This is a genomic window from Myxococcus qinghaiensis, from assembly GCF_024198215.1.
GTDB classification, from domain to species: Bacteria; Myxococcota; Myxococcia; order Myxococcales; family Myxococcaceae; genus Myxococcus; species Myxococcus qinghaiensis.
Genome location: NZ_JAKCFA010000010.1, coordinates 347,696 through 366,297, shown reverse-complemented (window position 1 = coordinate 366,297; position 18,602 = coordinate 347,696). Strand labels below are relative to the sequence as shown.

16 protein-coding genes are annotated in these 18,602 nt (G+C 69.9%); 9 read left to right on the top strand and 7 right to left on the bottom strand.

Features of this window, described 5'->3' with window-relative positions:
* The first annotated feature begins 11 nt into the window (after positions 1 to 11).
* The 5 genes from LZ199_RS21410 (at position 12) to LZ199_RS21390 (ending at position 5,406) form a co-directional block, all read left to right on the top strand.
* Positions 12 to 1,055: a methyltransferase gene (locus tag LZ199_RS21410; protein WP_253995584.1), complete on the top strand. Its 1,044-nt coding sequence runs from the start codon at positions 12 to 14 to the stop codon at positions 1,053 to 1,055.
* Between the two features lie 83 nt (positions 1,056 to 1,138).
* Positions 1,139 to 2,584 carry a UbiA family prenyltransferase gene (locus LZ199_RS21405; RefSeq protein WP_253995583.1) on the top strand — a complete coding sequence of 482 codons (1,446 nt, stop codon included), beginning with the start codon at positions 1,139 to 1,141 and terminating at the stop codon, positions 2,582 to 2,584.
* 13 nt (positions 2,585 to 2,597) lie between these two features.
* Entirely contained in the window at positions 2,598 to 3,989 is a 1,392-nt protein-coding gene (locus LZ199_RS21400; RefSeq protein ID WP_253995582.1) for an FAD-binding oxidoreductase, read from the top strand.
* A gap of 24 nt (positions 3,990 to 4,013) precedes the next feature.
* Complete coding sequence (locus LZ199_RS21395; RefSeq protein ID WP_253995581.1) at positions 4,014 to 4,751, top strand: SDR family oxidoreductase; 738 nt, start codon at positions 4,014 to 4,016, stop codon at positions 4,749 to 4,751.
* 64 nt (positions 4,752 to 4,815) lie between these two features.
* A complete protein-coding gene (locus tag LZ199_RS21390) occupies positions 4,816 to 5,406 on the top strand; it encodes a Uma2 family endonuclease (protein ID WP_253995580.1) in 591 nt (196 codons plus the stop codon).
* Between the two features lie 124 nt (positions 5,407 to 5,530).
* Here LZ199_RS21390 and LZ199_RS21385 read toward each other — a convergent pair whose 3' ends face one another.
* The gene (locus tag LZ199_RS21385) at positions 5,531 to 6,646 is read right to left on the bottom strand and encodes an aldo/keto reductase (protein WP_253995579.1); all 1,116 of its coding nucleotides are present in this window, start codon (positions 6,644 to 6,646) and stop codon (positions 5,531 to 5,533) included.
* 90 nt (positions 6,647 to 6,736) lie between these two features.
* On the opposite strand from LZ199_RS21385, the gene LZ199_RS21380 reads away from it, so the two are divergent.
* Positions 6,737 to 7,648 carry a LysR family transcriptional regulator gene (locus tag LZ199_RS21380; RefSeq protein WP_253995578.1) on the top strand — a complete coding sequence of 304 codons (912 nt, stop codon included), beginning with the start codon at positions 6,737 to 6,739 and terminating at the stop codon, positions 7,646 to 7,648.
* A gap of 110 nt (positions 7,649 to 7,758) precedes the next feature.
* On the opposite strand, the gene LZ199_RS21375 is transcribed toward LZ199_RS21380, so the two are convergent.
* Positions 7,759 to 8,322, bottom strand: a complete 564-nt coding sequence (locus tag LZ199_RS21375) for a regulatory protein RecX (protein WP_253995577.1) — start codon at positions 8,320 to 8,322, stop codon at positions 7,759 to 7,761.
* Between the two features lie 105 nt (positions 8,323 to 8,427).
* Positions 8,428 to 10,140 carry an alkaline phosphatase family protein gene (locus LZ199_RS21370; RefSeq protein ID WP_253995576.1) on the bottom strand — a complete coding sequence of 571 codons (1,713 nt, stop codon included), beginning with the start codon at positions 10,138 to 10,140 and terminating at the stop codon, positions 8,428 to 8,430.
* A gap of 106 nt (positions 10,141 to 10,246) precedes the next feature.
* On the opposite strand from LZ199_RS21370, the gene LZ199_RS21365 reads away from it, so the two are divergent.
* Together LZ199_RS21365 and LZ199_RS21360 are read left to right on the top strand one after the other, a co-directional pair.
* A complete protein-coding gene (locus LZ199_RS21365) occupies positions 10,247 to 11,179 on the top strand; it encodes a LysR family transcriptional regulator (RefSeq protein ID WP_253995575.1) in 933 nt (310 codons plus the stop codon).
* Between the two features lie 86 nt (positions 11,180 to 11,265).
* Positions 11,266 to 12,621, top strand: a complete 1,356-nt coding sequence (locus LZ199_RS21360; protein ID WP_253995574.1) for a hypothetical protein — start codon at positions 11,266 to 11,268, stop codon at positions 12,619 to 12,621.
* Between the two features lie 5 nt (positions 12,622 to 12,626).
* Here LZ199_RS21360 and LZ199_RS21355 read toward each other — a convergent pair whose 3' ends face one another.
* Complete coding sequence (locus LZ199_RS21355; protein ID WP_253995573.1) at positions 12,627 to 13,736, bottom strand: MBL fold metallo-hydrolase; 1,110 nt, start codon at positions 13,734 to 13,736, stop codon at positions 12,627 to 12,629.
* Positions 13,737 to 13,832: 96 nt separating this feature from the next.
* The gene (locus tag LZ199_RS21350; RefSeq protein WP_253995572.1) at positions 13,833 to 14,876 is read right to left on the bottom strand and encodes an SDR family oxidoreductase; all 1,044 of its coding nucleotides are present in this window, start codon (positions 14,874 to 14,876) and stop codon (positions 13,833 to 13,835) included.
* A gap of 89 nt (positions 14,877 to 14,965) precedes the next feature.
* Between LZ199_RS21350 and LZ199_RS21345 the strand changes: the two genes are divergently transcribed.
* A complete protein-coding gene (locus LZ199_RS21345; protein WP_253995571.1) occupies positions 14,966 to 15,607 on the top strand; it encodes a TetR/AcrR family transcriptional regulator in 642 nt (213 codons plus the stop codon).
* A gap of 6 nt (positions 15,608 to 15,613) precedes the next feature.
* Here the strand turns inward: LZ199_RS21345 and LZ199_RS21340 are convergent, their stop codons facing one another.
* A complete protein-coding gene (locus LZ199_RS21340) occupies positions 15,614 to 16,711 on the bottom strand; it encodes an NAD(P)/FAD-dependent oxidoreductase (RefSeq protein WP_253995570.1) in 1,098 nt (365 codons plus the stop codon).
* A 150-nt stretch (positions 16,712 to 16,861) separates the two neighbouring features.
* Positions 16,862 to 18,574, bottom strand: a complete 1,713-nt coding sequence (locus LZ199_RS21335; RefSeq protein WP_253995609.1) for a fatty acyl-AMP ligase — start codon at positions 18,572 to 18,574, stop codon at positions 16,862 to 16,864.
* Between the last annotated feature and the right edge of the window lie 28 nt (positions 18,575 to 18,602).

Sequence of the window (18,602 nt, the reverse complement as noted above, 5' to 3'; positions counted from 1 at the left end):
GGGGCGAGCGCATGCGGCTGGGGCTCAAGGCGGACAACCTGCTGGAGCGTGTGGCGGACTGGTTCAACCTGGCCCCCCAGCCCCTGGCCCACGCCTTCTTCGGTATGATGGCCTCGCGCACGCTGATGGCGGGCGTGCGGCTGGGCATCTACGCGGCGCTGGCGGACGGCGCGGCCACGTCGGAGGCCCTGGCGGCGCGGCTGAAGCTGTCGCCGGAGGGAACGCGCTCGCTCCTGGAGGCGCTGGTGGCGTGCGAGGCGGTGGAGCGCCAGCGCGACGGCCGCTACCGGCTGGCGTCGCGCTCGAAGCGGTGGCTGGACCCGCGCTCGCCCAAGTACGTGGGCGCGTTCCTGGAGTTCAACTACGCGCAGTGGGATTGGTGGACGGGGCTGGAGGGCGTGGTGCGCTCGGGCGAGGCGGTGGACATCCACGACTTCGCCCCCGAGGACCCGCGCTGGCGCGACTACATCCACGCCATGCACCAGCTCGCCCGGCTGGCGGCGCCGGAGGTCGTGGGCGCCATCCCCCTGCCCCGAGGCGCCAAGAACCTGTTGGACCTGGGGGGCGCGCATGGCTGGTTCGCCGCGGAGCTGTGCCTGCGCCACCGGGGCCTGAAGGCCACGGTGCTGGATTTGGAAGGCAGCGTGCGCGTGGGGCGGGACATCATCGCCTCCGCGGGGCTGAGCCACCTCGTCACGCACCAGGCCGGGGACATCCTCACCGCGGAGCTGGGCGGCCTCTATGACGGCGTGCTGTTGTTCCAGGTGATGCACCACCTGACGCCCGCGCAGAACGTGGCGCTCCTGCGCCGCATCCGCGCCTCGCTGGCGCCCAAGGGGACGCTGGCCGTGCTGGAGTACCTGCGCGAGGACATCCAGGACCCGACCAGCTCCGCGCCCCTCATCGGCCTGCACTACTTCGTCACCTCGGGCGCGGACGCCTACACGCCCGCGGAGGTGGAGGGCTTCCTCGACGACGCGGGCTACCGCATCGAGAGCAGCCGACCCATCCGAAACCTCCCCCTCCAGACGCTGTTGATCGCCCGACTCGACTGAGCGGTGCCCTGGCGGGCGGAGGGCCATGCGCCCTTCCCGCGCCCGGAAACAGTCCGACAGGGTAGCCTCCGCCTCCGCTTCCCATGCTTCCAGAGACACCCCTCTCCGCAGACTCGCCAGACGTGGCGCTCGCCGTCGACCTCGACGGGACGCTGGTGCGCACCGACACGCTGCACGAGAACCTGCTCGTGCTCTTCAAGCGCGCGCCCTGGCTGCTCCTGCTGCTGCCCCTGTGGGTGCTCAAGGGCAAGGCGTACTTCAAGGCGGAGGTCGCGCGGCGCGCGGGGCTGGATGCCACCCAGTTGCCGTACAACGAGGAGCTGCTCGCGTTCCTCCACGAGGAGAAGAAGCGAGGCCGCAAGCTGGTGCTGGCCACGGCGGCGGACCAGCGCATCGCCCAGGCCGTCGCCGCGCACCTGGGCCTCTTCACGGAGGTCCACGCCAGCGACGGCACGGTGAACCTGTCCGGCGCGCGCAAGCTGGCGAAGCTGAAGGCGGCGCTGGGCACGTTCGACTACGCGGGCAACGACGCGGTGGACCTGCCGCTGTGGCGCGAGTCGCGGCACATCGTGGTGGTCCACGCGCCCGCGGGCGTGCTGGAGAAGGCGCGAGGGCTGGGGCGCCACGTCCACCGCGTCTTCGACAAGCCCGGGGTGGGCCCGCGCGTCTGGGTGAAGGCGCTGCGCGTGCACCAGTGGGCGAAGAACGCGCTCGTCTTCGTGCCGGTGCTCGCCGCGCACAAGGCCGCGTCTCCGGACCTGCTGGCCCAGGCGGTGCTGGCCTTCGTGGCCTTCAGCCTGTGCGCCTCCAGCGTGTATGTGCTCAATGACCTGCTGGATTTGGACGCCGACCGGCGGCACCCGACGAAGAAGAAGCGTCCGTTCGCGGCCTGTGCGCTGCCGGTGAGCGTGGGCGTGGCGCTGGCGCCAGTGCTGCTGCTCGCGGGAGCGGCGGTGTGCCTGCTGTTGCCGCCCGCCTTCTCCGCGCTGCTGGCGACATACTACGCGCTGACGCTGGCGTACTCGCTGCGGCTCAAGCAGGTGGTGATGCTGGACGTGCTGGTGCTGGCGGGCCTGTACACGGTGCGCATCTTCGGCGGCTCGCTGGCGGTGGGCGTGCCCACGTCGAGCTGGCTGCTCATGTTCAGCATGTTCCTCTTCCTGTCGCTCGCGCTGGTGAAGCGGCTGAGCGAGGTGCGCAGGCTGCGGCTGTCCAACGAGACGACCGCGCACGGGCGCGGGTACCTGGCGCAGGACTACGAGCAGCTCGCCAGCCTGGGCGCGGCGGCGGGCCAGGTGTCCGTGCTGGTGCTGGCGCTGTACATCACCTCGAAAGAGGTGACTGTCTATTACGACCACCCGGAGCGGCTGTGGCTGTTGTGTCCGGTGATGCTCTACTGGGTGGGCCGCATCTGGGTGCTGGCGCATCGCGGGCAGGTGAACGAGGACCCGCTCGTCTTCGCGCTCAAGGACAAGGTGAGCTACGCGGTGGGGCTCGTCTCCGCCCTGGTGCTGTGGGCGGCCACGTGAGAGGGCTTCCGCGATGAAGTCACTGGAGTCCTGGGGACGCTATCCCCAAGTCGAGCAGAGCACGCAGGCACTGACGTGGCGCTCGGACGCGCTGCCGCAAGTCTCCGGCTCGGTGCTGCCGCACGGGCTGGGGCGCAGCTATGGCGACTCCTGCCTCAACGGGGGCGGGACGCTGCTGCTCACCTCGGGGCTGGACAAGCTCATCGCCTTCGACGCGGCCACGGGCGTGGTGCGCTGCGAGGCGGGCGTCACGCTGGACACGCTGTTGCGACTGGCGGCGCCGCGCGGCTGGTTCCTGCCGGTGACGCCGGGCACCAAGTACGTGACGGTGGGCGGTGCCATCGCCAACGACGTGCACGGGAAGAACCACCACCGGGGCGGGACGTTCGGCCGCTACGTGCGCCGCTTCGAATTGGTGCGCTCGGATGGCAGCCGCCGCGTGTGCGCGCCGGACGAGAACCCGGACTGGTACGGCGCGACGATTGGCGGCCTGGGGCTCACGGGGCTCGTCACCTGGGCGGAGGTCCAGCTCAAGCCCATCAGCAACCCGTACGTGCTTCAGGAGACGGTGCCCTTCGGCAACCTGGACGAGTTCCTCGTCGTGGCGCGCGAGTCCGAGGCGGACCACGAGTTCACCATGGCGTGGGTGGACTGCCTGGCGCGCGGCAAGAAGCTGGGCCGGGGCCTGTTGTACCGGGGCAACTTCGCGCCGCCGCAGTTCGACGGGCTCCCGCTGGCGAAGAGCCACCTGTCGCACGGCATCGGCCTCGCGGTGCCGATGGACATGCCAGCGTTCTGCCTCAACCGGCTGTCGGTGTCGGCGTTCAACTGGCTCTACTTCCACCGGCAGAACGGCAAGCCCAAGCAGCGGCTGACGCACTACGACCCGTTCTTCTATCCGCTGGACGCCATCTACGCGTGGAACCGCATCTACGGCAGCCGGGGCTTCCTCCAGTTCCAGTGCGTGGTGCCCTACTCCACCGCGCGCGACGCGCTGAAGGACATCCTGGAGCGCAGCTCTCGCGGCGGGCTGCCCAGCTTCCTGTCGGTGCTGAAGACCTTCGGTGACATCCCCTCGCCGGGGTGGATGTCCTTTCCGCGCCAGGGCGTGACGCTGGCCATGGACTTCGCCAACCGGGGGGAGAAGACGTACCGGCTGGTGGAGGAGCTGGACCGGGTGACGCGCGAGGCGGGCGGCGCGGTGTACCCGGCGAAGGACGCGCGGATGAGTCCGGAGAGCTTCGCGGCGTACTTTCCGCGCCGCTCGGAGTTCGCGGGCTACATCGACCCGGCGTTCTCGTCGTCGTTCTGGCGGCGGATGCATCCGGTGGCCATGCCCTTCTCGCTGGAATCGGAGCGCGCTTCCGGAGCGCCGCATCCCAAGTCCCTGCTTGCGCTTCGCTGACCTCTCTCCGAGATTGCCGACCCCATGAAGAAAGTGCTCGTCCTCGGCGCCACCAGCGCCATTGCCCAGGCGACGGTGCGGCTGCTCGCCGCGCGCGGTGCCTCGCTGTACCTCGTGGGCCGCAACGCGGAGAACCTGGACGCGGTGGCGAAGGACGCCGCCACGCGGGGCGCCGCGAAGGTGGAGTCGAAGGCGGTGGACCTGAACGACTTCGCCGTGCACGAGGCGCTGGTGGACGGGGCGTTCCAGGCGCTGGGCGGGCTGGACGGCGTGGTGCTGGCGCACGGCGTGCTGGGAGACCAGGCGGAGGCGCAGCGCTCGTGGACGGCGACGGAGGCGGTGCTGCGCACCAACTTCCTGAGCGCGGCGTCACTGTTGACGGTGCTGGCCAACCGGTTCGAGGCGCAGAAGGCCGGCACGCTGGTGGTGATTTCGTCGGTGGCGGGAGACCGCGGCCGGCAGAGCAACTACGTGTACGGCACGTCGAAGGGCGCGCTGACCGTGTTCCTCCAGGGCCTGCGCAACCGGCTGGCGAAGTCCAACGTGGCGGTGGTGACGGTGAAGCCGGGGTTCGTGGACACACCGATGACGGCGCACCTGCCGAAGAACAAGCTGTTCGCCTCGCCGGAGAAGGTGGCACGTGGGCTGCTCAGCGCCGCCGATGCGCGCAAGAACGAGGTCTACGTTCCCAGCATCTGGGCCATCATCATGCTCATCATCAAGAGCATCCCGGAATCCGTGTTCAAGAAGTTGAAGCTCTAGCTGTAAACGGACGCCGTCAGCGGCGCTGCTTGTCAGGGGGCTTTGCTATCCCCAGACTCGGGGCATGGCCTACGGCAAACGCGAAACAGAGGGTGTCGCGACCCTCGCCGATATCGAGGCTCTGCCCGAGGGCGTCGTGGGCGAGGTCATCGAAGGAACGTTGTATGTGCATGCCCAGCCACGTGCTGGGCATATGGACTCCATTGGGGCGCTGATTACCGCCCTCCGAGACCCCTTCCAGAAGGGGCGTGGCGGGCCTGGGGGTTGGTGGATTCAGGTGGAGCCCGGCATCCGGTTGGAGGGCTCACCGGAGTTCATCCCGGACCTCGCGGGCTGGAGGAAGGACCGGGTGGCACGGCTACCCACGGGTTCCTGGCTCGTAGCACCCGACTGGGCCTGCGAAATCCTGTCACCCTCGACACGTGCGTATGACCTGCACATCAAGCAGCCGTTCTATGCGCGGATTGGCATCAAGCACCTGTGGTTCATCGACGTGGACGCACGCACCCTCACGGTGAGCGAGCTGCGCGACGGACACTGGCTCGTGCTGGGGACGTATGGCGAGGATGACGTCATCCGCGCCGCTCCGTTCGACGACATCGAGCTTCAGCTCGGTGAGCTGTGGCCACTCGTGGAGACACCCGACACCGAGTAGCCGCCTCCACGCGGCTTGTCAGCGGCGTTCCACCCTTCGAGGACCTGGAGCTGCGCTGGGGCTGGCTCTGGCGCGCTCTTCAACAACGCACCGACTGAGCCAACCTCCAGCGCGAGCCTGATACTCAGCGCACCGCCGGACGGAACCACGTCGGCTCGGCGCGCACGGACGTCCCGCCAGTGAACATGCCGCTGGTGAAGAAGGCGTTCTCGAAGAAGATGTACGGGTGCACCAGCTCCGGGCGACCAGCGGCGTCCAGCTTCGCTGACTGCGCCTCCGGAATCTCCACGTCCAGCGCACGCAGGTTCGCCTCCAGCTGCTCCAGCTTCGTCGCCCCGATGATGGTGGACGCCACCCCCGGCCTCCGGGTCACCCACGCCAGCGCCACCTGCGCGGGCGGCTTGTCCAGCTCCCGAGCCACCTCCATCAGCGTGTCCACGATGCGCCAGTTCTTCTCCGTGAAGAGCTTCGCCATCCCCGGGTTGCCACTCGCCTGGATGGCCGGCAGTCGCCCTTCCCCCTTCGCGAAGACGCCCTCTCGCGTGTACTTGCCCGACAACAACCCCGACGCCAGCGGGCTCCACGGAGTGATGCTCGCTCCCAGCGCCAGCGCGGCCGGGATGTGCTCCCGCTCGATGTTGCGCTCCACCAGCGAGTACTCCAACTGCAACGCGACGACGCGCTCCCAGCCCTCGCGCTCCGCCAGCGTCTGCGCCCGCGCGAAGTACCAGGCCGGCACGTCGGACAAACCGATGTAGCGAATCTTCCCCGCCCGCACGAGGTCCGTCAGCGTGCTCATCACCTCCTCCATCGGAGTGATGCCATCCCACGCGTGCATCCAGTACAGGTCCAGGTAGTCCGTCTTCAGCCGGCGCAGCGACCCCTCCACCGCGCGGTGGATGTTCTTGCGGCCGTTGCCTCCCGCGTTCGGGTCTCCAGGCGATGTATTCACGGTGAACTTCGTCGCGATGACGGCGCCGTCACGCCCGCCCTGCTTCGCGAAGTAGTCCCCGATGAACTCCTCGCTCGTGCCGTTCGTGTAGCCGTCCGCCGTGTCGAGGAAGTTGCCCCCCGCCTCCAGGTAGCGGGCCAGCAGGCGGTGCGCCGTGTCCTTGGGGCTGCCCCAGCCCCACTCCGTGCCGAACGTCATGGTCCCCAACGCCAGCGGGCTCACCCTCAACCCCGAGCGCCCCAGCAGGTGGTAGCGGGAAAGCGAGTCGATGCGGTTCGTCGTCGTCATGCGTGCCTCCGTGAATGACCTCAAATTGCCGCCCGAGGCCTTTTCGGAGAAGAGGCACGATTCGAAAGCACTGTTTAGGATGGCTTCATAATGGCACTGACCCCACTGAACGAGCTGGCCGTGTTCGTCTCCGTCGCCCGGCACAAGAGCTTCACCCGGGCCGCGAAGGAGCTGGGTGTCTCCACCTCCGCGGTGAGTCAGTCCGTGAAGCTGTTGGAGGAGCGCGTCCACCAGGCGCTGTTCTTTCGCACCACGCGCAACGTGTCGCTCACCGACGCCGGCCAGCGACTGCTGGAGCGCGCGGCCCCAGGACTGGAGTCAGCCCTCAACGCGCTCGAGCACCTGTCCGCCGATGCCATGCAGCTCACCGGCACCCTGCGTCTCACCGTGCCCGGCATCGCCCTGGCCAGCGTCATCGAGCCGGTGCTGCCTCGCTTCCTCCGGGAGAACCCCCACGTCCACGCGGAGGTGCGCGTGTCGGACAGGCTCGTGGACATCGTCGAAGAAGGGCTCGACGCGGGACTGCGGCTCATGGAAGCCGTGGAGAAGGACATGGTGCAGGTGCGCCTCACACCCGCCTTCCGCTTCATGGTCCTCGCCTCCCCGGCCTACCTGAAGCGCCACGGCACTCCGATGTGCCCCGAGGACCTGGCGAAGCATGACTGCATCACCTACCGCGCACCCACGACGGGACTGCCCTATCACTGGGAGCTGGAGCGAGGACGCAAGGAACTGCGTGTCCAGGTGAAGGGCCAGCTGGCCACGGACAATGCCGAGGTCATGTTCCGCATGGCGGTGGCGGGCGTGGGGCTCACCTATCTGGCGGAACTGCAGGTCGCCCCCGCCCTGCGCGCGGGGACCCTCGTGCCGGTGCTGGAGGACTGGGCGCCCTCCGTGCCGGGCATCTTCCTGTACTACCCCCACCGCGCCCGCGCCTCGCTCCCGCTGCGCGCATTCATCGCCCTGGCGCGCAAGCTGCTCCCCACGAAGGGCCTCGGCTGAGCGGACAGCTCACGAAGCCGACGACGGCTCCGCGAGGAACGCCAGCGCCGTGCGCTCGAAGTCCTCACGCTGCTGCTCGCCATTGATGCGCCGGGCCTGACATCGCGGCGCTAGTCGAGTACTCCGTCGATGATCTTCTTCGCGACACCGAACGAGAAGCCCGCGCGAGCCAGCGACGCGAGGTCGCGTTTGCGATTCTCGTCTCGCTTCGCCAGGTCCTTGCGGAAGGGGCCCAGTCGCTTCTTCCGGGCCCAGATGCGCGCGGCGTCCTCGTCGGAGACCTCCGCGGTGGCCAGCGCCACCTTGCGCTGCACCAGGTCCGCGGCCACGCCCTTCATCCGCAGTTTCTGGGCAATCATCCGCGTGCTGCGACCGGAGGCGCGCAGCGACTGCGCCTTCATCCCCGCGTAGGTGTCGTCGTTGATGAGGTTGTTGCGGACGAGCTTCTGCGTGAGCGCGTCAATCCACCCGAGCGCCTCGGCGCGGTCTCCGCCGTGCTCCTTCACCGAGCGGTCCACCCGGCGCACCAGCACGCGCTTCAACTGACTCACCGTGGAGGCGTAGCGCTTGAGGTAGTGGAGCGCCACGTTCTCCAGGTAGCGGGCGGACACCTTCCGGGGCCGCTTCTGCTTCCTGGGGGGCCTGCTGTCCTGTCCGGTCCGGTCGTCGTCCACGAGGCCCCCTATCTACCAGGGGCGTCTGACCCGGATGCGAAACAAGAGCCGACAGGTCCCCAACACCGAGCGGGCGGCCGAGCGGCGCTCTCGCCTCCTCGCGACTCAGTGAGTTGGAGCGGCACAGCTCGCGGGCACGGGAGTGCCGGGCGCCAGGGCCTCGCAGAGCGGACTCCCCGAGGCGTCCGGCAACGTCACCCCCAGCCACGTGGCCAGCGTGGGCGCCAGGTCCAGCGGCGTGACAGGCCGCCCCTGACGCACGGCGGGGAGCCCCTGGCCGAAGAGGACGAGCGGCACGTGGATGTCGTACTCGTATGGCGTGCCGTGGGTGCTCGCGTGCTCGTCGTCCGGAGCCAACAGCACATGCGGGTCCGCGATGATGACCAGCTCTCCGGACCGCTCCGGCACGTACTCGCCGCGCACCCTCCGCGCGAAGCCCTGCTCACGGCCCACGCGCACGTCCTCGGCGGAGACGACGTCGGCGATGCCCGGCAGCGCACGGACCGCCTTACGAGCCACTTCGACGGCCTCTTCCAGCCGCACCTTCCGTGCCTTCAGTCGCGCCTGCCGCAGATACAGGTGCGGCGTGCTGAAAGCCTCCACCCAATCGTCCGGTCCGAACGCCTGGTCCAGCGCCGCGTCCACCGCGCGCGTCACGAACGCACCCGACATGCGCTGCTCCGCCCGAGCCGGCGCGGGCGCCATCCCATGGTCCGCGCTCAAGGCCACCAGCACCTTCGACAAGCCCAGCTCTCGCTCCAATGACTCCAGGAACGCGGCCAGTGCCCTGTCCAGCCTGAGCAACATGTCCACCGTCTCGTGGCTCTCCGGGCCAAAGCCGTGGCTCACCACGTCCACGCTCGACATGCCGATGGCCAGCAGGTCCCTGGCACCAGGGCGCTTCCCCAGCGCTTCGGCGCGCAGACCCGCGAGCGCGAACTCGAACAGCTTCTCCGCGCCCAGCGGCGTGTAGAGGAAGGCGTCCTCCGTGGTGAGCGGATGCGGGAACGTGCGTCCCAGTCCCTCGGGTGGACGCTCGCGCGCATCGTCATCCGGCCCCAGGGCGGCGTATGTCGCCACCTCCGCGCCGCGCGCCCATGCTCCTCCCTTTTGCGAGACCTGGGCCGCGTTCCAGGTGGAGACCCAAGGCGGCAGATGCTCCGCATGGTGGCGGCTCGTCGTGAAGCCCTTCGTGCCCCACCAGTACGCCTGTCCCCGGTGGCCTCCCAACATGATGGCGGCGCGGTCCTTCAGCGAGACGGACAGCACGCGCGAGGAAGCCCCATGCGTCGCGAGCAACCGGTCTCCCAACGTCGACACCTTCAGCCGACCGGGTGACACGCCCTTCCCCTTCGGGTCATCCAGCGGAGGGCTCGCGGAGTCGCGCACACAGCTCACCTCCGCGCCGGACTCCCGCTCGTACCACTCGTTGGAGATGATGCCGTGCACACCCGGCAGCGCCCCGGTCGCCAGCGTGGCATGTCCCGGACACGTCTTCGTCGTCGCGTAGGGATAGCGCGCGGAGTCGAAGACGGTGCCGCCCTCCAGCAACCTGCGGAAACCTCCCGGCCCCATCCGATGACGCCAGCGCTCCAGGTCGTCGTAGCGCAGCCCATCGAACACCAGGAACACCACCAGCGACGGACGCGCCACCTCCACCGAAGACGCCACGGCCCGCGCGGCCCCTACTGGGACAGGGGCCACCACGCGCGAGCCTGGCTTGCCCGAGGACACCTCCTTCGCCACTCCCGTGGCTGCCCCCAGCGCCACCCACAACCAGCCACACGAAACGAGTGCCCGCTTCAACGAACCCGTCATGACTCCACCTCCGACACCGCGCATCCCGCGATGTGGCGGGCATCCTGCGAGCGCCCTGCTCCATCAATCCAATGGATAGACTGGATGAAGCCTATAGAATCCTTCGATGGACCTGGACCCTCGCTACCTGGAGACCTTCCTGACGGTGAGCCGCGAGCGGGGCTTCAGCCGCGCGGCCACGGTGCTGCACCGGACGCAGCCGGCGGTGAGCTACCAGATTCATCAACTGGAGCAGCAGCTCGGCACCGTGCTCTTCGACCGTACGACGCGGCGCCTCACGTTGACCGATGCGGGCACGAGGCTGCACGCGCTCTGTGAGCGCTTCTTCGACGACTTCGGTCAGCTCGCGCGCTCCTTCAAGGAAGGTGACATCAAGCCGGCGCCACTGCGCATCGCCTCCGTGAGCGGCTTCGGCCGCTATGTGCTCTATCCCCTCCTCTCGCACGAGCTGGCCGCGTCGCCGTACTCGCTCCGCTTCCCCACCGCGGACCAGGTCTTCGCCTCCCTGGAGGACGGCGCCTGCGACGTGGGCTTCGTCTACCTGCCCCACGTGTCCAGCCGACTGCTCACCACTCCCGTGTGGAGAGAGGAATTGGTGCTCGTCGGTCCGCCCCAGGCGCGGGGACGCGCGTCCCCCCAGCTCGCGGACTTCGAGGACCTGGCCTTCATCACCTATGACGAGTGCGAGTACGTCTTCGGCAAGTGGTTCGAGGGCCACTACGGGCGACAGCCGCGCTCCGTGCGGGGCACGTACCACTTCGAGGAGCTGGAGGAGGTGTTGGGCACCGTCGCTGCCGGTCACGGCTGGTCCATCCTCCCCGACCACTGTGTCGCCCAGGCCGCGCGACAGGGCACCGTCGTCGTGCCTCCCGCACCGAGCCGCCAGCCGGTGGTCAATCTCATCTATGCCGTGCAGCGAGCCAGCGCTCCGGAGAACCCCCTGGCCCACCGAATCATCGAAGCCCTGCGCATCCGGAGCGAGCAGCGTGGACACGCCTCCAAGCCGCGACGGAAGGCGCCTCGACGCACCGCGCGATAGGCGGCCCTGTTCTCACGCCGTCACCGGGCAACCCGGGTTTGAGGCACGAGCCGCTCACTGACTACGATTGAGCGCCAGAGCCCGCCATGACCACCGCCACCCCTCTTGCCTCCGAACCAGGGCCCGTCGCGCCAGTGCCCGTGGCCCCCGTCACCGCGGCGCCGGAGCCCGCCCCGTGGCGCCTGGCGACGCGCGTCGCGTTCCGCTTCGTCTTCGCCTACGTCCTCCTCTACAACTTCGCCTTCCCGTTGGACACGCTGCCCCTCATCGGCACGCACCTGTCCACGGCCATCTCGGGCTTCTGGGAGTTCGTCGTGCCTTGGGTCTTCAGGCACGTGGTCGGCGGGCCCGAGCTGTCCACCGCCATGTCCGGCAGCGGGGACAAGGCCTTCGACTACGCGCAGACGGGCCTCTTCGTGGCGCTCGCCGTCATCGCGGCGTCCGTGTGGTCCGTCGTCGACCGGCATCGCGCGCGGTACGCGAAGGCCCACGACGTCCTGCGCGTCTACGTCCGCTACATCCTGGCCGTGGCCATGCTGTCCTATGGCTTCGCCAAGGTCTTCAAGTCGCAGTTCCCCTTCCCGTCCATGGACAAGCTGACCCAGCCCATGGGCGAGTTCTCCCCCATGGGGCTTCTGTGGGCCTTCATGGGCTACTCCCCCGGCTACAACCTCTTCACCGGAGGCGCGGAGGTGCTGGGCGGGCTGCTGCTCTTCTTCCGGCGCACCACGACGCTCGGCGCGCTGGTCGTCATCGGCGTCATGTCCAACGTGGTGGCGCTCAACTGCTTCTACGACGTCCCCGTCAAGCTCTACTCCACCCAGCTCCTCCTCTACGCCGTCCTCCTGTTGCTGCCAGACCTGCGACGCCTGGCCGACGTCCTCGTGCTCAACCGCGCCACGCAGCCCGTCGCGCTCGCCACGCCCTTCACCTTCTCCTCTCGCACCACCTGGGCGCTGCTCGGCGTGAAGCTCCTCTTCATCGGCTGGATGCTCCACTCCCACACCAGCCGGACGAGGGAGGCGTACTCGACGTGGGGCGAGGGCGCGCCCCGTCCTCCGCTCTACGGGCTCTACGAGGTCGAGTCCTTCACGAGGGAGGGCGCGGTGCTGCCTCCGCTCCTGGGCGATACGACGCGCTGGCGCGGCTTCGCCATCAGTCGCGGGAGTTGGATGACGCTCCGGAAGATGGATGGCTCCAAGCAGTACTTCCAGCTGACGGGGAGCGTGGAGGACCGGGCGCTCACACTCGCCGAGGGGCGCGGTGAGGACGCGAAGAAGACGACCCTCACCCTGGAGCAGCCAGACGCCGAGCACCTGGTCCTCCAGGGCACCTTCGAGGGCGCCGCCATCGACGTCCGCGTGCGCAAGGTGGACACGTCGAAGCTCCAGCTCCTCAACCGGGGCTTCCACTGGGTCCAGGAGGCGCCTTTCAACCGCTGACGTGACTAATCGACGGCCACCGTGTCCTGGTGGCAGAGCCCCGCCAGGGCGGCGGCCGTCTCTGGCAACGGCTCCACATAGCGTCCCTCGCCAAAGCCGAGCGCCCAGAAGCGCGGGCGCACCTCTTCACGCGCGAGCAGTCGCAGCAGCAGGAACTTCGCCTCGTCCTGCCCGTCGAAGGCCATGGGGAAGGTGTTGTGGTGCATGGCCACGGACGTGGAGGAGCTCAGCACCTTGTGCGCATCCAGGGCCTCGCGCGGCCCCATGTGCACCGTGTGGATGATGCGCGGACGGAACGCACCAATCGGCAGCACCGACAGCCGCATGGGCCCGAAGCGCGCGGCCACCATGGAGAAGTGCGGCCCGAAGCCCGTGTCCCCCGCGAAGAGCACCGGCCCTCCCGTGGTGGAGACGACGTAGCCCGCCCACAGCGTCTCCGACAGGTCCGTGAGCCCCCGGTTGGAGCGGTGCTGCGCGGGCACCGCCGTCACCTTCACCTCCGGCGTCACGTCCGTGGACTGCCACCAGTCCAGCTCCTCCACGTTCTGGAAGCCCTCGCCCTTCAGCAGCGCCTTGTTGCCCAGGCCGACGATGAAGCGCGGATGGTGCGCCTCCTCCAGCCTGCGCAGCGTGGGCAGGTCCATGTGGTCATAGTGGTTGTGGCTCACCACCACCACGTGGATGGGCGGCAGGTCCTCGAAGCGGATGCCCGGCGGATGCACGCGCTTGGGCCCCACGAAGGGCACCGGGCTGGGCCGGTCCGAGTAGATGGGGTCCGTCAGCACATTCACCCCATCCGCCTGGAGCAGCACCGTGGCGTGGTTGATGAGCGTCACCTTCAGCCTGCCCGGCCCCACCCGCTCCGGAGGGGGCCTGCCCGGCGTCAGCTCCTCGTACTCCCGCCACGCGCCGCGAGGCTCCTTCAGCGCCGCCTCCACCAGTGCCGTCGCCTTCAGCTCCGGCGCATCCCCGATGTTGTGGAACTTCTCTCCGTCGAAGTGCGCCAGCGGAGGCCCCTGGTGACTGGGGCCCGCGAAGACGCAGCCACCGAGCAGCGGCGCGCACAGCAACAGGAACAGAACCGTCGAGGTGGGGGACTGGCGGTCCAGAGGCATGGCGACGATGCTCCATCGAGGCGACACACGCACCCTCCGGCCAGGGCGCGGCTGGGGACCCATCGTAACGGCAGGGGGCACGACGCGCAGGACTCTTCAGGGGGACGTGGCGACCTGGGACTTCTTGGCGACGGGCGCCGCTCCGAGCTTGTGCTCGCGCAGCCACGCCACCGTGTCCCGCAGCGTCTCCTCCAACGGACGGAACGACGCCCCCAGCTCCCGCCGCGCCTTCGTCGAATCCACGCGAAGCTTCGCGTGCATGGTGCGCACGCCCTCCACCGTCAGCGACGTCTCTCCTCCCGTCAGCCGGGCCCACGTCTGCCCCGCCACCCCCATGGCCACCGCCAGCGCATGCGGCAGCGTCCGGCGCGGCCCCTTCACCCCTGTCACCCGCTCCAGCGTCTGGGAGAGGGTGGACAGGTCCACGAACTCGCCGCCCACCAGGTACCGCTCGCCCGCACGGCCCTTCTCGGCCGCCACCACCGTGGCCTGGGCCACGTCGCGCGCATCCACCAGCGACCCGCCTCCGTCGAGCAGCGCCGGCATCTTCCCCGCGAGGAAATCCAGCACGAACTGGCCCGCGCCCGTGGGGCCCGAGTCCCAGGGCCCGAACATCCACCCCGGCAGGACGTAGACCACCTCCATGCCCGAGCGCGCGCCGAAGGCATTCAGCTCCCGCTCCGACTCCACCTTGCTCTTGAAGTACAGGTTGGCGGAGCCCACGGGCGCGGGCGGCGTCTGCTCATCCCCGGCCGAGCCGTCCGGCTTGGTCCCCACCGTCCCCGACGAGCTGATGTCCACGAAGCGCTTCACCCCGCGCCGGTGCGCCTCCTCGGCCAGCTCCACCGTGGCCTTCACGTTGATGGCATACAGCTTCGGCCAGTGGTCGCCGGCCGCGTAGTATTCGCGGAAATAGGCCGCCGTGTGGATGACCACGTCACACCCTTCCAGCCCGGCCGCGAAGCCCTTCACGTCCTGCATGTCCCCTTCCACCACCTCCACTCCCGCAAGGCCCCCCAGCACCTTGCGCGCCTTCGACGGCGAGCGGGCCAGCGCCCGCACCGTGTGCCCTCCGGCCACCAGCGCCCGCACCACGTTGGTCCCCAACAGGCCCGTGCTTCCCGTCACGAATGCGCGCATCCCGCGCCTCCAGTCAATATGAACACCGCTCAGATAAGAGTCGGTCTTAACGGTGTCAAGATGAACGACGCAGGAAGGGAGCAGGGGCGATGACGACCCGGGGCGTGAAGAAGCCGGCCGCGCCGCGACGGCGGGCCTACCACCATGGGGACCTGCGCCAGGCCCTGGTGGACGCGACGTTGAAGCTCATCGCGACGGAGGACGTGGGCGCGGTGTCGCTGCGCGAAGTCGCCCGGCGGGCCGGAGTCACGGCGGCGGCGCCCTACCACCACTTCCGGGACAAGGATGCGCTCCTGGCGGCGGTGGCGGAAGAGGGCTACCGGGCGCTCAACCAGCGGATGGACGAGGCGCTGTCGAGCATCCGGGCTCCTCGCACCGACAGCCAGCTGCGAGCGCTCGCCCGGTGCTACGTGCGCTTCGCCGTGGAGCACCCCGCGCACTACCGCGTCATGTTCCGACCCGAGTGGAGCGACGAGGAGAAGTACGCGAGCCTGCACACCGAGGGCATGCGCGCCTACGGGCGGCTCCAGGCGCTGGCCCAGGAGGCGAAGGAGGCCACGGGCGACAAGGTGGACATGGACACGCTGGCCTTCACCATCTGGGCCTGGGTGCACGGCCTGGCGGCGCTGTGGAACGAGGGGCCGCTGCGCAAGAAGTCCCGGAGTGACTCCATCGAGCCGCTGCTGGAGCGCTCCACGGAGCTGTTCGTCGGGTGGGTGATGGCGAAGTAGCGCCCGTCACGCCACGACGGCGTGGAGGATCTTCTCGAACATCCAGGGGTTTCGCCCCAGCAGCCGGACGATGGGGCGCCGCAGCCCGGGCCTTCGCGCCAGCATGAGCAGCGCGCGCGTGGCCCAGGCGTACTTGCGGAACACCTGCTGGAAGCGCTGCTCGTAGGGGCGCAGCACCTGACTCGTCGCGCCCTTCGTCAGCGCGTCCGGCAGCAGCGTCCCCAGCGACTCCGCGCACGCGAAGGCCAGCGACAGGCCCTCGCCCGTCAGCGCGTCCACGTAGCCCGCGGCGTCCCCCACCAGCGCGAAGCGGTCCGCCACGCGCACCCGCGCCACCCGGGCCAGCGGCCCCGCGCCGCGCACCTGCGAGTCCGGCGCCGCGATGAGCAGCCGCTCCTGGAGTCGGGGGAAGCGCGCGAGCAGCGCGTCGAAGCCCACGCGTCCTTCGACTCCGCCGTCTTCCCACAGGAAGGCCAGGCCCACGCGGCGCGCGCCGGCGGGCGTCACGTATGCCTCCACGCCATCGGCGAAGTGCACTTCGACATAGGGCGTCCATGGGGCCAGTTGGAAGTGCCTGCGCAGCCCGAAGCGTCGAGGCCACTCCGTGTCCACCTCCAGCCCCTCCGCGCGCCGCAGCGGCGAGGCCAGCCCGTCCGCGGCCACCAGCATCCGCGCCTCCACGGGCCCCTCCGCCGTCTCCAGCGTCACCCCGTCGTGCCCGCGCCGATGCGACAGCACCTGCGTGCGCTCGCGCAGCTCCACGCCCACGTCCCGGGCCCGCGCCACCAGCGCCGACGCGAGCGCCACGCGCCGCACGCCCAGTCCTCCGGGGCCCGGCAGCAGGCCCTCCGCGGTGCTGCCGTCCTCCTGCACGTAGCGGATGCCCACGAAGGGCGAACTCTCCGCGCGGTCCAGGTACGCCAGCGCGCCCAGACGCTCCAGCGCCGCGAGCCCGGAGGGCATCAACCCCTCGCCGCAGGCCTTGTCCGCGGGCAGCGTCGCGCGCTCCAGGACGACGGTGTTCAGCCCGCGCACCGTGGTGTGGATGGCCACCGCCAGTCCCGCCGGCCCTCCGCCCACCACGGCCACGTCATACCGTCTCACGTCGCGTGCTCCGCTCCGGCCATGGCCAGCGCGCCGCGCTCCATCTCCACCGCCATGTCCACCATGCACCGTCTCACGTCTCGCGCTCCGCATGAGCCATGGCCAGCGCGCCGCGCTCCATCTCCACCGCCATGTCCACCATGCACCGGCTCACGTCTCGTGCTCCGCCCGAGCCATGGCCAGCGCGCTGCGCGCCATCTCCACCGCCATGCCCACCATGCCCACCTTCTTGGGCGGCGTCAGCTCTTCGGCCAGGTAGCGACGCAGCGCCTCGCCCCGGCGCAGCTTGCCGCTCGACGTCCGGGGCAGCGTCCCCGGCTCCAGCAGCTTCACCGTGTGGGGCCTCACACCCGTGGCCTCCACCACCGCCGCGCGGATGCGCTCCTCGACGTCCGCCGCCTCCTCCTCGCCGCCGCGCTCCGCGAGGATGAGCAGCGCCTCGTCCTGGCCGCCCTCGGGCGTGAAGCCCAAGGCCACCGCGCAGCCCGTGCGCACGCCCTCCACCGCCTGGAGCGGCTCCTCGAAGGACTGCGGCGCGTGGTTGGCGCCCCGGATGATGACCACGTCCTTCGCGCGACCCGTCAGGTACAGCTCGCCATCCGCGATGAAGCCCTGGTCTCCCGTGTCCAGCCAGCCGTCCAGCGTCAGCGCGCGCCGCGTGGCGAGCGCGTCACCGAAGTAGCTCTCCATCAACGAGGGGCCTCGCGTGAAGACAGCCCCCACGCGGTTGTCCGGAAGCACGGCGCCTTGCGCGTCGCGCACCTCCACCTCGAAGCCCGCCACCGGCGAGCCCACGCTCACCAACTGTCGCGAGCCCTCCGCCACCCGCCCCTCACACGCCAGCACCGTCGGGTCCACGCCCATCGAGCGCGGCCCCCGGCCGTCCGGCGGGAAGGTCACCGCGAGCGACGCCTCCGACAGCCCGTACACCGGCCGCAGCGCCCTCGGAGAGAAGCCCCAGCGCTCGAAGCGCTCCGCGAAGCGCCGCAGCGTCTCCGCCGACACCGGCTCCGCGCCGTTGAGCGCGTGCTTCCACGACGACAGGTCCACACCCTCCATCTCCGCGTCCTTCACCCGCTTCAAGCACAGGCCATAGGCGAAGTTCGGCGCGGGGGAGATGAAGCCCCGGTGCCGCGACAGCGCGCGCAGCCACAGCGCCGGCCTCGCCAGGAAGACCTCCGGCGGAATCAGCACCAGGTGCCCGGGGTAGTGCAGCGCCGACAGCAGACAGCCGATGAGCCCCATGTCGTGGTACAGCGGCAGCCAGCTCACCCCTACGCGCGGCGTGTCGGTCTCCGGTGGCAGCGGCATCGCCACCTCCAGCGCCATCACCTGCGACAACAGCGCCCCCTGCGTCAGCGCCACCGGCTTCGGGTCCACCGTGGAGCCGGAGGAGAACTGGATGAGGCCCAGCGCCGCCGGGCCCACCGCCACCTCGCGCTCGTCATCGCCTCGCGACACCTCCTCCACGGTGTGGCAGCCCAGGCGAGGACGGGACCTCTCCACGCTGGGCCCCAACAGCAGCCTCACGCGCGAGTCTGTCAGGACGAGGCTTGCCCCCGTCACCTGGAGCATCCGCGCGGTGGCACGGTGGTACTCCTCCAGGCGCCCCAGCCGCACGGGCGGATACAGCGGCACCGGCACCGCGCCCGCGAGCAGCGTCCCGAAGAAGGCATCCATGAAGCCCGGCGAGGTGGGCAGGAGCAACGCCACCCGCTCCCCCTCGCGCACGCCCAGCCGCGAAAGCCCCGCGGCCGTGCGCCGCGCGCGGCGGTACACGTCGCCCCAGGGCAGCGACTCCTCGCGCTCGGCCGCGTCGACGAACGTCAGCTTGAAGGGCGTCTGCCCGGCGGCCGCGAGCATCGCGTTCACCGTGGGGAAGCGAACCTTC

Bases quoted from the DNA above. Each gene is read 5' to 3' on its own strand.
- LZ199_RS21410 (WP_253995584.1), top strand. From the start codon at position 12: ATGCGGCTGGGGCTCAAGGCGGACAACCTGCTGGAGCGTGTGGCGGAC.
- LZ199_RS21405 (WP_253995583.1), top strand. From the start codon at position 1,139: ATGCTTCCAGAGACACCCCTCTCCGCAGACTCGCCAGACGTGGCGCTC.
- LZ199_RS21400 (WP_253995582.1), top strand. From the start codon at position 2,598: ATGAAGTCACTGGAGTCCTGGGGACGCTATCCCCAAGTCGAGCAGAGC.
- LZ199_RS21395 (WP_253995581.1), top strand. From the start codon at position 4,014: ATGAAGAAAGTGCTCGTCCTCGGCGCCACCAGCGCCATTGCCCAGGCG.
- LZ199_RS21390 (WP_253995580.1), top strand. From the start codon at position 4,816: ATGGCCTACGGCAAACGCGAAACAGAGGGTGTCGCGACCCTCGCCGAT.
- LZ199_RS21385 (WP_253995579.1), bottom strand. From the start codon at position 6,646: ATGACGACGACGAACCGCATCGACTCGCTTTCCCGCTACCACCTGCTG.
- LZ199_RS21380 (WP_253995578.1), top strand. From the start codon at position 6,737: ATGGCACTGACCCCACTGAACGAGCTGGCCGTGTTCGTCTCCGTCGCC.
- LZ199_RS21370 (WP_253995576.1), bottom strand. From the start codon at position 10,140: ATGACGGGTTCGTTGAAGCGGGCACTCGTTTCGTGTGGCTGGTTGTGG.
- LZ199_RS21365 (WP_253995575.1), top strand. From the start codon at position 10,247: ATGGACCTGGACCCTCGCTACCTGGAGACCTTCCTGACGGTGAGCCGC.
- LZ199_RS21360 (WP_253995574.1), top strand. From the start codon at position 11,266: ATGACCACCGCCACCCCTCTTGCCTCCGAACCAGGGCCCGTCGCGCCA.
- LZ199_RS21355 (WP_253995573.1), bottom strand. From the start codon at position 13,736: ATGCCTCTGGACCGCCAGTCCCCCACCTCGACGGTTCTGTTCCTGTTG.
- LZ199_RS21350 (WP_253995572.1), bottom strand. From the start codon at position 14,876: ATGCGCGCATTCGTGACGGGAAGCACGGGCCTGTTGGGGACCAACGTG.
- LZ199_RS21345 (WP_253995571.1), top strand. From the start codon at position 14,966: ATGACGACCCGGGGCGTGAAGAAGCCGGCCGCGCCGCGACGGCGGGCC.
- LZ199_RS21335 (WP_253995609.1), bottom strand. From the start codon at position 18,574: ATGCTCGCGGCCGCCGGGCAGACGCCCTTCAAGCTGACGTTCGTCGAC.